9 protein-coding genes and 1 pseudogene are annotated in these 11,766 nt (G+C 29.7%); 5 read left to right on the top strand and 5 right to left on the bottom strand.

The genetic code is table 11. From position 1 onward, the window contains the following. Positions 1 to 105: 105 nt before the first annotated feature. Positions 106 to 699: pseudogene (locus tag KPL38_RS15395) on the top strand (flavodoxin family protein); the annotation flags it as partial. Between the two features lie 595 nt (positions 700 to 1,294). Then, positions 1,295 to 2,674, top strand: a complete 1,380-nt coding sequence (locus KPL38_RS15390; RefSeq protein ID WP_216290043.1) for a radical SAM/SPASM domain-containing protein — start codon at positions 1,295 to 1,297, stop codon at positions 2,672 to 2,674. A gap of 290 nt (positions 2,675 to 2,964) precedes the next feature. On the opposite strand, the gene KPL38_RS15385 is transcribed toward KPL38_RS15390, so the two are convergent. After that, positions 2,965 to 3,828: a DUF1002 domain-containing protein gene (locus tag KPL38_RS15385; RefSeq protein ID WP_216290042.1), complete on the bottom strand. Its 864-nt coding sequence runs from the start codon at positions 3,826 to 3,828 to the stop codon at positions 2,965 to 2,967. Between the two features lie 1,124 nt (positions 3,829 to 4,952). On the opposite strand from KPL38_RS15385, the gene KPL38_RS15380 reads away from it, so the two are divergent. From KPL38_RS15380 to gabT, 3 genes are all read left to right on the top strand, one after another. Then, positions 4,953 to 6,089: a 4-hydroxybutyrate dehydrogenase gene (locus KPL38_RS15380; RefSeq protein WP_216290040.1), complete on the top strand. Its 1,137-nt coding sequence runs from the start codon at positions 4,953 to 4,955 to the stop codon at positions 6,087 to 6,089. A 42-nt stretch (positions 6,090 to 6,131) separates the two neighbouring features. Next, positions 6,132 to 7,598: an APC family permease gene (locus tag KPL38_RS15375; protein ID WP_216290039.1), complete on the top strand. Its 1,467-nt coding sequence runs from the start codon at positions 6,132 to 6,134 to the stop codon at positions 7,596 to 7,598. A 91-nt stretch (positions 7,599 to 7,689) separates the two neighbouring features. Next, entirely contained in the window at positions 7,690 to 9,054 is a 1,365-nt protein-coding gene (gene gabT, locus KPL38_RS15370; RefSeq protein WP_216290038.1) for a 4-aminobutyrate--2-oxoglutarate transaminase, read from the top strand. A 59-nt stretch (positions 9,055 to 9,113) separates the two neighbouring features. Here gabT and KPL38_RS15365 read toward each other — a convergent pair whose 3' ends face one another. The 4 genes from KPL38_RS15365 to KPL38_RS15350 all read right to left on the bottom strand — a co-directional run bounded on the left by KPL38_RS15365 (position 9,114) and on the right by KPL38_RS15350 (position 11,708). Next, entirely contained in the window at positions 9,114 to 9,749 is a 636-nt protein-coding gene (locus KPL38_RS15365) for a DUF6198 family protein (protein ID WP_216290037.1), read from the bottom strand. Between the two features lie 154 nt (positions 9,750 to 9,903). Continuing rightward, a complete protein-coding gene (locus KPL38_RS15360; protein WP_216290035.1) occupies positions 9,904 to 10,491 on the bottom strand; it encodes a hypothetical protein in 588 nt (195 codons plus the stop codon). A 241-nt stretch (positions 10,492 to 10,732) separates the two neighbouring features. After that, complete coding sequence (locus KPL38_RS15355; RefSeq protein WP_216290034.1) at positions 10,733 to 11,017, bottom strand: hypothetical protein; 285 nt, start codon at positions 11,015 to 11,017, stop codon at positions 10,733 to 10,735. Positions 11,018 to 11,168: 151 nt separating this feature from the next. After that, positions 11,169 to 11,708, bottom strand: a complete 540-nt coding sequence (locus KPL38_RS15350) for a flippase-like domain-containing protein (protein WP_216290032.1) — start codon at positions 11,706 to 11,708, stop codon at positions 11,169 to 11,171. Positions 11,709 to 11,766 lie beyond the last annotated feature (58 nt).

The raw sequence follows: 11,766 nt of genomic DNA, 5'->3' as shown, positions 1-11,766 counted from the left end.
GAATGTTAAATTTAATTAACACATTCATTTATCCTTTTTATATTTTAAAGGTTACTTAAATTTGCAAATCACTTATATTATCAGGATATATTAAACTACAAGTCTACAATTGAACATAAAGATAGAGTTGGTGCTTTAATTGCTGTGGGAGGTTCTACTCGTTCATGGCAGTCTATGGCATTAGAAGCTATGCAGGCAACTTGTTTTACAAATGATTTTAAAATTATTGATATGTATTTAGCTACACGTGTGCCAGCTCCAAAACAATGTTTATTACATGATGATATGATAAAACGTGCTGAAAAAATTGGCAATAATGTTATGAAATCATTAAATACTACAGTAGAAAAAAGAACGTGGTTAGGCGATGAAAATATGGGTTGGTGTCCAAATTGCCATTCTAATTCATTGAGTTTGGGAGAAGTTCAATGGGATGGGTTACACTTTCCAATTGAATGTCAAGTTTGTGGAGCTGGTGGAGACTTAGAAAAAACAGAAAATGGTAAATGGAAATTTGTTATTGCAAAAGATGGATTAAGTCGTGATCGTACTACAGTTGAAGGCAGAGAACATCATTTAAAAGAAATTGCTCATACACAAGGTGGCTTTTACACAGATGAAAAATTAGCAACCGTTAAAGAAAAATTCAGCAAATATAAAAATTTGAAGTTCCCTACAATTGAGATTGATAGACAATAATTGTTAAATATCATTATAAATTTGAGTATAAGGTTCATTACATAAGTAAACGACTCAACTAACTAATGTTTATAAGTACCCTATAGTTAACTATACCCTCTTAATTAGACACGAAAATTAAGGGGGTTTTGTTATGGTTTAAAAAAATAATATCTATTTTATTGAATTTAAGGTTAAGGGAATTGAGAGATTCAATAGTAGCGATAAATGAGGAGTATAATCCATATATTTAGACCACTCCTAATGAGTTTTAAAAAATGAAAAATAATTATTAATATGTCAATTAAATAGACAAAAGCACAATCACAGTTGTATAATGTATTAAAAAACTTGTTTTATTGACAAAATAGTGTAAAATTGTCATGATAATTACTAAACGGTTCGTATCGTATAAGTTCAATATCTAGTATAACTTAATAATGTTAGATACCTATAAATAAAAATAGAAATAAGGAAGAATATATAATTAAAAATAATATTTGTAATATTTAACATTAAAAAATATGTAAAAAATACGATAATTGATTTATATTATTATCTTATTAAATAGCAATATAATTTATAAAAATAAATTTTTTTAATTGGATGAATTAATATGAGTACTATGAATTTTTTAGAAAAGGGCGTAAAATCTAAAATTATGGAAATTATGATTGCTTATCTAGAAAAAAATCCAGAAAGAAATGTTGACAAAATTTTTGATGCTATAAGAAAACTAGTAAAGGATGAAGATCAATTAAAACAAATAGAGTTTGTTTATAATTATTATAAAAACAATCCAACTACATATGATTACATACAAAATATATTAACTACTACCGATACAAAGTGCCTTAAAAAAATGGTTATTAATTTCTTTGTGAATGCAAATTGGTATGCTAAGGCTAAACGTCAAAAGTACTTGACTGACGAATATACAAAGATACCATTTGTTATGTTAATTAGTCCATCTATGAGATGTCCTTTGCACTGTGTTGGATGTTATGCAGCTAATTATAGTAAAGATGCTGATATTCCACCAGAAGAAGTCGAGAGATTAATTAAAGAGGCAAGAAATTTAGGAATATACTGGATAATAGTGCTTGGTGGAGAACCTTTCTACAATGATTATTTATTAGATATTTATGAGAAATATGATGACGTGATGTTCTCACCATTTACTAGTGGTATTCTTATAACTGATAAAATTGCTGATAGGTTGAAAAAATGTGGAAATGTAGTCCCAATGCTATCAATTGAAGGATTAAAAAAAGATACCGAAGCAAGAAGAGGATTAGGTACTTATGAAAAAGTTATGCATGCAATGGATCTACTTAAAGAAAGAGGAATTTTATTCGGAGTTTCAACATGTGTTACAAGAACTAATATTGAAGATGTATTATCTGATGAATTTACTGATATGCTAATTGAAAAAGGCTCAAAATTAAGTTGGTATTTCTTATTTATGCCAATAAGTGCACATCCACAGTTTGGTATGATGCTTACACCAGAGCAGAGAATAAGACTTGGAAGAAGAGCCAATGAAATAAGAACTACAAAACCATACTTTACAATTGATTTCTTTAATGACGCTCCTCAGATAGGCGGATGTATTGCTGGTAAATATTTCTTCCATGTTAATTCAAAAGAGGATGTAGAACCATGTGTATTTGCACATTTCTCGACAGTTAATTTAAAGGGAAGACCATTAATTGATGCTTTTAGGAACCCTTTCTTTAAGGAACTAAGACACATTCAGCCATATAACAAAAACATGTTAAGACCATGTATGATGATAGATAATCCTAATGTAATAAAAAACGTATGCGAAAAGGTTGGGGCTAAACCAACAGACGCAGCTGGTGAAGCAATGCTTAATGACAATGATTTTCATGAAAAGATTACTAAGGTTGCAACTGAGTTTACACCCTATGCTAACAAAGAGTGGAAAGAAACTTATAATGAACAAGGGAATGATGAATTGTCAAAAGGTTGATGAAAAATTTGTGTAATTACAAGAAAGTATATATAGAAAATCAAAGTTTCTGATTGCATAAACTGAATTATACCCCCCTTAATTAGATACAAAAGTAAAGAGTTGTGTCTAATTAACGGGGTTTTGTTATGGTTTAAAAAAATAATATCTATTTTATTGAATTTAAGGTTAATGCAATTGAGAGATACAATAGCAGCAATAAATGAGAATCATAAGTCATATATGACTTATGATTCTCATTTATTATTTTACCGATTAACGTATACTTTCTATGATTATCTCATTTATAGTTATAAACTATCTGATATTCCTTTGAAAAAATCTCCAATAGAAGCACACACACCTGCGAACCAACTTTTAGTCTTATCACTATCTAATGTTTTTTTCATTGTACTAGCGACACCATCAAGCTGCCCTTTTACTTTGCTGTAATCCAAGTTTAATTTATTTACATTTGCCATTAATCCAACAATATTATTTAAATCATTTTTAGAGAGATTATAATTGTAATTATTTGTTACATTATTTACTATTTTTGTTATGCCCGCCTCATTCTTGGGTTTATCTTTTATAACTTCACTCTTTACTTCATTAATTAATCCAGCAGCTTTATCTTGTCCAATTTTTTCACCTAGTTTGCCTGTAACTGCGACCTCGTCATTAGCTGTTTTCTTTGTACTTTCATCTAATTTCTTACCGTCTTTACTATTCTCAAATCCTTTTAGTATACCAGTCATAGCTGCAGTACCTGATACGGTGAATGGTGCAGAAACTTTAACGTTAGCATTTTCAATTCCTGCTGTAATTAGAGCGTTTTTTATCATACTAGCGTTTACCCAGGTTACATTGTTTGTATTTACTACTAAACCACCAGTACTTGTTGGCTCAATATAGGAACATGATATCGATTTATTACCTAATTGATCTTTAGATACGGTATCTCCTAGATATTTCTTCTCCTCATTAGATGTAACTTCAACAACACCCGCACTATTTCTGTCTACATCAAAATACTTTAACATGTCTTCTTTCTGTTGAGTTGTCAAATCATATCCTATAGTAACACTCTTATATGAATCAGCGTATGCATTTTTTATAGGTGTTGCAAACAAAATTGCTGTTAACATTGCACCTAAGATTAATTTCTTATTCATTTAACAAGAACTCCTTATATATTGAGTTTTTTAATTGAAGTGGTACCTATAAATTTTTATTCATATTTATTTCCACCATATTCCACATTATTCTATCGTTATGACTTAGATATATTATAACTTAAAATATAGTAATTTGGTAAAAAAATTTTTTTTCTAATAAATTGTATAGACTATAGATAACCAGCAGTTTAACTTCAAATTAGAAGAAATAAGAAGGTATAAAGAGTTTTGTTTTTTTTCAAAAGTGTAATCAAATGCGAGGCTTTTTCAAATATTAATAAAGTTTCATTTTTGTATTATGAGTTCTAATGTTTGAACACAATAATAAGCATCCATTGTAACTTTCATATGTCTAATTGAATTAAATTCTATTCTTGTTTCCATATTAATTAATTACTTCTTTCGTTTGTATTTCAAATATATTCAGATTAACATAGTTGCATATTTATGTAAATGACTAGTTAAAGTTATGTTACGCTAAAAATAGGCATATTATACTTAATATAAATTAATTAATACATAATTGAGGTTAACTTTATTAAGTAGATTATAATTATTAGCTTTGTTTTTATTTCTTAATTCACCTAATAATATATTGCATAAACCTTTATGACATACGCCCATAAAATAAACCTTGAAAAATAATTTAATTCTGTTTTTTTACTATATAAAAAATATGACAAGTTATTAAAAACATAATAAAGATATGATAGAGTACTGATTTTAGCTTAATAATAAGACATACGGGAATATAATCAATTATTCAATATATTTTTTATTACAATTTATTTATCACAATTATCAAATAAATGAATTATTAGCAAAATACAACTTGAATTTTTTGAAAGTTAGCATTACAATATAACTTATATTCTAGATTATACATTGTTACTTATTTCAATGGTATTATATAAAGAACGTGATCATGTTGAGTGATATTTCTAAAATTTTTATTAACGATTAATGTACATTATCAAAATAAAAATTTAAAGGATAGGATTAGAGCTATTATAAATATTTTACATCCTAACTTTAAAAATGAATTTATACAGGTGCTTGAAAATATATTTAAATGTGAATTTCAGTCAAAATAAATATGATTAAAAGGAAGGTAGGATGTTATGAAAAACTTTCAATTAGTACCTCAGATTCATACTTTTAATAATTTTAAAGACTTTGCAGATGAGTTTAAAATTGGTGAAGGTGACTTAGTGTTAACTCAAAAATTTATTTATGAACCATATATGAAAAGCTTGAATTTAAAAGCAGACTTTATTTTTCAAGAAAAATATGGTGTTGGTGAACCTTCAGATGAGATGATCAACGAAATTATTGCAGCTATGCCTAATAAAAAAATCAAGAGAATTGTAGGTATAGGTGGTGGAACTGTTATAGATATATCTAAATTAATGGTTTTTAAGGATGTAAAGAATTGTTTGGATTTATTTGAGAAAAAAGTGCCATTTATAAGAGACAAAGAATTAATAATTATACCTACGACTTGTGGAACTGGGAGTGAGGTAACTAATATTTCAATTGCAGAAATAAAATCCAAACATACAAAAATGGGCTTAGCGACTGATGAGCTGTTTGCAAATCAAGCAGTACTTATTCCAGAACTAATTAAAGGGTTACCTTTTAAATTCTTTGTTTCGAGCTCTATAGATGCGTTAATTCATGCTATTGAATCTTTTGTATCTCCTAAGGCTAGTGTATATACAGAAATGTTTTCAGTTAAAGCTATAGAAATGATTATGAAAGGCTACATGGAAATTATAGAAAAAGGCGAGGATTACCGCCAAAATTTATTAAAAGATTTTTCAACCGCCAGTAATTATGCTGGAATTGCTTTTGCAAATGCTGGAGTTGGTGCAGTTCATGCTATGTCATATCCTTTAGGCGGAGTTTATCATGTAGCACATGGAGAAGCAAACTATCAATTATTTACTGAAGTATTTAAGATGTACAATAAAAAGAATCCAAATGGAAAAATAAAGGAAATAAATACACTTTTATCAAACATATTAAACCTTAACAAAGGTGAGGATGTTTACACAGAAATGGAAAATGTATTAAATAAATTATTGATGAAAAAACCATTAAAGGAATTTGGTATGAAGAAGGAAGAAATAGAATTATTTACTGATAGTGTTATAGAGTCACAACAAAGATTGTTAGTAAATAACTACGTAGAATTATCAAGAGAAGAAATGATTGAGATATATACAAATTTATATCAATTGCCAGGTAAATTATGAAACTAAACAAAATATTATCATACATAATAAGGGGGGGAACTCATGAGTGAAAAACGTGAAAGTCTGGAAAAGGTCTACTCTAAAGGTGACATATTAGCATTAGCTTTTGGAGCAATGATTGGATGGGGCTGGGTAATGTTATCTGGATACTGGGTAGAACAAGCCGGATGGTTAGGAGCAGTTATTGCATTTTTAATTGGTGGAGTAATGTGCATATTTGTAGGACTGTGTTATGCGGAGTTAACTCCTGCATTGCCATGTGCTGGTGGAGGATTGGTATTTGCATATAGAGCTATGGGGTATAAGCTCGGATGGATAACTATATGGTGTACATGCTTTGCTTACGTAGGAGTTGCAGCATGGGAAGAAATTGCTATCTCAACTGCTGTTAACTATATAATTCCAATACCACAGCTGGGATATTTATGGACTATTGCTGGTTATGATGTTTATGCATCTTGGTCTGCGATAGGTATGATTGTAGGACTAATTTTAATTATAATAAACCTGAGAGGTGGAAAAGGTGCAGTTTTATTTCAGAATGTAGCTACTATTGGTCTAACTTTAGTTGGACTGATTTTCATAATAGGTGGATTTAGCATAGGAGATCCGAAGTTCATGGGAGATGCAGTTAAGAGTGGAAAAGGAATCTTTGCAGTTCTTTTAATGGTTCCTGCCATGTATGTCGGATTTGATGTTATTCCACAATCGGCAGAAGAAATGAACATTCCTAAAAAACAAATAGGTAAAATTCTTATTTTTTCAATTTTATTGGCTGGATTCTGGTATGTGGCAATGTGTATTGGTATTGCTCTAGCAGCACCAACAAATACTAGACTTAACGGAGCAGTTCCTGTTGCGGATGCGGCAGCTTTTATGTTTGGAAATCCGATAATGGGTAAGGTTATAATTTTAGGTGCTTTATGTGGTATTTTAACTAGTTGGAATGGATTTATTATTGGTGGTGCAAGAGTTTTATTTGCAATGGGAAGAGCTAAAATGCTTCCACCGATTTTTGGTAAAGTAAATCCTAAAACACAAAGTCCGTATGCAGCAATAATTCTTATAGGAATTATATGCGAACTAGCTCCTTTATTAGGGAAGAATGCATTAGTTTGGTTTGTTAATGCAAGTTCTTTTGGAGTTGTTGTAACATATTTGTTTGTTTGCTTAGCTTTCGTAATGCTTAGAAAGCAAGAACCAAATTTAGAAAGACCTTTTAAAGTTAAACATGATAAGTTTATAGGATATGGAGCAATTACTATATCTGTATCATTTATATGTCTATATCTTCCATTTTCATCAGGAGGACTTGTTTGGCCTTATGAATGGGGTATGATTCTTTTCTGGGCAGTGCTTGGTATTATATTATCCTTAATGACTCAAAAGGCGTATCCAAATGTTACTTTGAAAGAAAGAGAACTTTTAATATTTGGTGAGCTATATGCAAGAAAAGAAATTGTTGGAGAGATTTTGAGTAACAATAAAAATACTAAATTAGATGTATAAGAAATATATCTTTTAAAAATATGTGGTTTTAAAAAATAATTATCTGAAATTAATATTCATATATTTAAATATAATCGAGGAGGAATTTATTATGACAGAATTAAGAACTAGTTTACCAAAAATAACAACTGCAATACCAGGACCAAAAGCAAAGGAATTATTAAAACTTAGAGAGGAAAATGTACCAGTTGGAGTATCGTCTGGAGTACCTACTTTTATTAAAAGAGGAGAAGGTGCAATGTTTGAAGATGTAGATGGAAATATTATGTTGGATTTTGTTGGTGGAATTGGAGTTTTAAATATTGGTTATAGTAATCCAGAAGTTATAGAAGTTGTAAAAGAGCAAGTTTCTAAATTTTTTCACTCAAGTATAAATGTTGTGCAGTATGAATCTTATGTACGTTTAGCGGAAAAGTTAAACAGTATTGTCCCAGGAAATTACAAAAAGAAAACAATGTTTGTAAACAGTGGATCTGAAGCTGTTGAAAATGCCGTAAAAATTGCTCGTAAATATACAGGAAGAACAGAAATAGTTACTTTTACAGGTGGATTTCATGGAAGAACAGCTTTAACTATGGCTATGACAAGTACAATAAAACCATATAAACTTGGGTTTGGACCTTTCGCTCCAGGAGTGCATCAGGCAGAATTTCCTTATATTTACCGTAGACCAGCTGGCGTATCAGAAGAAAATGCAATGAATTACTATATTGAAAAGTTAAAGAATTTCTTCTTAGAGAAAATAAATGTAGAAGATGTTGCAGCAGTAGTTATTGAACCACTTCAAGGTGAAGGGGGATTCCTTCCAACACCTATTGAATATGTAAGAGAACTAAGACGTATATGTGATGAAAGTGGTATATTATTAGTATGTGACGAAGTACAATCAGGATACTGTAGAACTGGGAGAATGTTTGCTAGTGAGTATTGGGCAGACAATGGATTATATGCTGATATAATAACTAGTGCAAAATCAATTGCAGCTGGAATGCCACTAAGTGCAGTAACAGGTAAAGCTGAAATTATGGATGCCTCTCAAGCTGGTGGAATTGGTGGAACGTTTGCTGGAAACCCAATAGCATGTGTTTCAGCTTTAAAAGTTATTGAAATTATGGAAAGAGATAATTATGCTGCTAAATCAATGCATATTGCAGAAATAACTATGAACAGATTTAATAAGATGAAGGAAAAATATAAAATTATTGGAGATGTTCGAGGCCTTGGGGCAATGATGGGTGTTGAGTTTGTTACTGATAGAGTAACAAAAGAACCAGCTTCAAAAGAAGTAAAATCAATAATTAAAGATTGTAACGATAATGGCTTAGTCATATTAAATTGTGGCGTTAGAGGAAACACTCTTCGTTGCTTAATGCCACTGTGTATTACAGATGAACAATTAAATGCAGGACTCAATATACTTGAAAACGCAATTTCAAGGGCAAATGACAAAATATAGTTAATTAATATTTAAAGACTGCTAACATAAAAATTATGTTAGCAGTCTTTTTTTAATACTTAGTTATTAACTAGTGCAATCATTTTATCTTTAATTAATATATTAACTAAAGCAATAGCACGTCCAATTCCAAGAACAGCTATTACAGTCCCTATGCCAATTCCTATAATTCGTCTAGCAAATAGGAGTCCAATTATGAGCGTAATTGCAACACTAGATATGTCTACAATATTCTTTGCCAGTCCAAGATCTATGTTTAATCGTTCTGAAAAAGCCTGTGTAAGACCATCCGCTGCATTTGGAACAATTTTCATTTCAATCGTCATAACCACTCCAATTCCAGTAAGCGTAATTGCTACTATAAGCAAAATCAGATTCAATGCTAAATTGTTACAATTTATGATAATTATATTATTAAAAAGATTAATAATTCGGCTTATTACAATACTCATAGGAATTTGTAATAAATCGAAGGCACGAAACTTTTTTCCTCGAAGTACCATTTGACCAGCTACACATAATATATATATGCATGCAGTGGCATTGCCTAAATTTACTTTCCAAATTTTAGATATACTATATGGAATAGATATAATTGGGGATACTCCGAGCCCCGTCTTTGTATTTAATATAATTCCTAATGATAGTATTACAATGCCTATACAATACACTAATATTCTGCGCCAGTTCTTCATATGATTTTTCTTCCATTCTTAATTATATTACACATTTAATTATATCACTGAGAGTTCAAATAATTATTCATAGTAGTATAAAAAAATAAACAATATAATTGTTCAAGAATGTTGTATTAGTTTGTACATACCGAGAATTGTATGACAATTTTCACTATTTGTTTTCGATTATTTTGTCTGCAGATATTTCTGGTAAACTAAGAATACTACCACTTGATGTATCTGTGTAATTAGCATGTCCCTTAGATATACCTTTAATATTAATTCCATCACCATCAGATATGTTTGAAGGCGCCACACTAGATTTACATACTACTAATAAATATTTATCAATAATATCAGAATCTATTGCAAGTTTTAAAGTTAGCATTTTTCCAGCACGAGATATTTCTAACACATCTCCATTATCAATATGAACACCACAACCAATAAATTGATCTGGGAGGCTTGCTAATTGATCATAAGTTATTCCAGTATCATAATCAAACGCTGATGTCTTTACATTTGAATGTACGTTTTTTTGAACTATAGTTTGTTGTGCTTTAGTTTCATCTCTTTTTTTTGCAGCTGCATTTGATATCTCAGTAATTTTTTGAGCTACTTTCTTTTGAACTGTAGTTTGTTTTGCCTTAGATTCACTAATACTTTTATTATTAATTAGTTTTCGTCCATAAATGGTTACACCAAATCCAATGCTAAATAAAAGTATTCCACAAAGAGCTAATTTAAAAATTTTTTTCATTAACAGATTACCCCCTTAGTTAATTACATGTAAATTTGTTTGTATTATAACAATGATTATAGCAGATGTCGTGAGAGAATATTTTAAAGAGTTAAATCCAAAATTCAATAATGTTGATAATTTTTGCAATATAAACAAGTAAGTTGATAAGATAAACGTGTGTTTTATATAAATAGGCACATAGATATATTTATGTGCCTTCACTTTATTCTATAGTTACATTCAGTTTTAAATTGAAATTCTAACGCATTATAATGAAACAATTTGATTCGTCCTTTACAACCCACCAGTCTGTTCCAAGTTCAGATTCTACAGTATTTTTAGAATAAACATCTCTACTGTTTGGAGTTTGTTTTTCATATATATTATACTTGTCATGTCCAAGTTGTAAATCCATCTCTGTTTCTGATGGCTCTGCAATGACATTTTTGACGCTATCATTTATACCCGTTAAAACCTGAGCTGAACATATAAATTTTTGATAGTTTATATGATTTCTTAAAATTTCCTTCGAAATGTTAGACATAAAAATATTCCCCCTCGTACAATCTTTAATAACTAACTTATCTTAATTATTGCCAAGTAATATTAATTTATATCTGTTTACACAAAAATGTTTCATAAAAGTAATCATCGCTTTTATACTATAATGGATATATATATCCATTATAGTATAACTAAGGTTTATAAGAATTAGAATTCCTTGGCAGGTGTATTACAAACAATGATCCTATAAGAATACAAGAGTAATAAGTTATTATTCTCCAAAGCAGGACGCCTGGTAAGATGTTTTCTTTAAAAAACATCTTGGAAAGCAATATGAATCCACCCTCTGCACCTCCTGCTCCACCCGGAAGAGGAGTTATAGATACTATCAACATTACTAAGGTTTGTGCTGCTAACATATTCCAAACACTAGCAGACTCTAAATTGAAGCTTCTGTATATGAGGTATGGTATAACATAAAAGACTGTGAGTTGAGCTGTATTAATAATTACAACTCTTAGAACCACCTTATAATTTTTAGCAATAAATATAGCATTATCATGAAATTCATCCAATCTTTTTTCGATTCTGTCTAGAGATTTTTGGCAGTTCTTTATTAGTTTTATTTTACATAGAAATTTGATACCACTAAGTAATAAAATCTTAGTAAATTTCTTGTTATATAGGAAACAGCTTGCGGAAACCGCTGTGGATAACATTTTAGATAACATTTTAGATGAAAATTAGGTGGAAAATTCAAGAGAAATATGAGATGATTAAATCATGAGA

It is taken from the genome of Clostridium psychrophilum (genome assembly GCF_018861705.1).
Taxonomy (GTDB): domain Bacteria; phylum Bacillota; class Clostridia; order Clostridiales; family Clostridiaceae; genus Clostridium_AD; species Clostridium_AD psychrophilum.
The sequence above is the reverse complement of the archived record's forward strand: the minus strand, read 5'-3'. Positions and strand labels throughout refer to the sequence as shown.

Coding starts and splice junctions, on each gene's coding strand:
- KPL38_RS15380 (WP_216290040.1), top strand. CDS start 4,953: ATGAAAAACTTTCAATTAGTACCTCAGATTCATACTTTTAATAATTTT.
- KPL38_RS15375 (WP_216290039.1), top strand. CDS start 6,132: ATGAGTGAAAAACGTGAAAGTCTGGAAAAGGTCTACTCTAAAGGTGAC.
- KPL38_RS15350 (WP_216290032.1), bottom strand. CDS start 11,708: ATGTTATCTAAAATGTTATCCACAGCGGTTTCCGCAAGCTGTTTCCTA.
- KPL38_RS15355 (WP_216290034.1), bottom strand. CDS start 11,017: ATGTCTAACATTTCGAAGGAAATTTTAAGAAATCATATAAACTATCAA.
- KPL38_RS15390 (WP_216290043.1), top strand. CDS start 1,295: ATGAGTACTATGAATTTTTTAGAAAAGGGCGTAAAATCTAAAATTATG.
- KPL38_RS15365 (WP_216290037.1), bottom strand. CDS start 9,749: ATGAAGAACTGGCGCAGAATATTAGTGTATTGTATAGGCATTGTAATA.
- KPL38_RS15360 (WP_216290035.1), bottom strand. CDS start 10,491: ATGAAAAAAATTTTTAAATTAGCTCTTTGTGGAATACTTTTATTTAGC.
- KPL38_RS15385 (WP_216290042.1), bottom strand. CDS start 3,828: ATGAATAAGAAATTAATCTTAGGTGCAATGTTAACAGCAATTTTGTTT.
- gabT (WP_216290038.1), top strand. CDS start 7,690: ATGACAGAATTAAGAACTAGTTTACCAAAAATAACAACTGCAATACCA.